The sequence below is a fragment of the Halalkalibacter sp. APA_J-10(15) genome, assembly GCF_023017105.1.
Classification (GTDB): Bacteria; Bacillota; Bacilli; order Bacillales; family Bacillaceae_D; genus Halalkalibacter.
The window spans coordinates 1-521 of the sequence record NZ_JALKEV010000054.1; the positions used below are offsets into that span (position 1 = coordinate 1).

2 protein-coding genes are annotated in these 521 nt (G+C 35.1%); both read right to left on the minus strand.

Annotation, left to right across the window (positions count from 1 at the left end):
- Positions 1–124, minus strand: a 124-nt coding sequence (locus MW695_RS22225; RefSeq protein ID WP_483299839.1) for a flagellin N-terminal helical domain-containing protein, incomplete at its 3' end; no start/stop codon positions are given.
- 302 nt (positions 125–426) lie between these two features.
- On the minus strand, positions 427–521 hold a 95-nt coding region (locus MW695_RS22230; RefSeq protein WP_260505966.1), incomplete at its 5' end, for a flagellin.

Below are 521 nucleotides of genomic sequence, written 5' to 3' on the forward strand. Positions count from 1 at the left end.
CGTCACCAGCACGGTTAATACGAAGACCTGAAGATAATTTTTCTTGTGCTTGTGCACCAGCAAATTGGTTTACACCAAGCTGACGGTGTGCATTCATTGCAGGTAAATTGTTGTTAATAATCATTATAAAATTCCTCCTTGAGTGTGTTACCGCCCACGTCCTTGTGGTTGGTTAAGTATAAGCGTTCCGCAAGAAATATCTCGTAATCACCTCTCACTTTACGCTTATTCATTATATCGACCGACATTTAGTATTGTTTAATAGTTTTTAACTATTTTTAAAAATTTTTAGGCTTTTTATAAATCTTTTGCCACGGGTAAATTTTCATTCATTTAATTCATTTCGCAGATTAAGAGTGTAATTTTTTGAGAGTTCAACTAAAAAAGACCCTGTAAAATACAGAGTCTTTTTCAACCAATAATCGATTATCCAAGAAGTTGAAGAACTGATTGTGGTTGTTGGTTTGCTTGTGCAAGCATTGATTGAGAAGCTTGAGAAAGAATGTTCGCACGAGTGTACT